1 protein-coding gene is annotated in these 236 nt (G+C 63.6%); it reads left to right on the top strand.

The window, feature by feature from the left end:
- The coding region (locus AAEZ09_RS29190) for an ATP-binding cassette domain-containing protein (protein WP_350601801.1) at positions 1-236 on the top strand (236 nt) is incomplete at both ends.

The following is a 236-nucleotide window of genomic DNA, read 5'->3' as shown; positions in this document are numbered from 1 at the left end:
CGGCCTGCTCGACGAAGTCGGGCTGAGCCAGTTCGCCGACAAGAAGCCAACGCAGATCTCCGGTGGTCAGCAGCAACGGGTGGCCATCGCCCGAGCGCTGGTCACGCGCCCTCCTCTGCTGCTGGCCGACGAGCCGACCGGCAATCTGGACAGTCGCACCGCGCAAAGCGTGTTCGAACTGTTCCATCGCATCAATGCTCAATTTGGCTGCGCGGTGCTGGTGGTAACCCATGATC

Origin of the sequence: Pseudomonas sp. 65/3-MNA-CIBAN-0223, from assembly GCF_040310425.1 — a bacterium.
Lineage (GTDB): Bacteria > Pseudomonadota > Gammaproteobacteria > Pseudomonadales > Pseudomonadaceae > Aquipseudomonas > Aquipseudomonas gregormendelii.
Note: the sequence above shows the minus strand (reverse complement) of the source record. Positions and strands in the feature narration are given on the sequence as shown.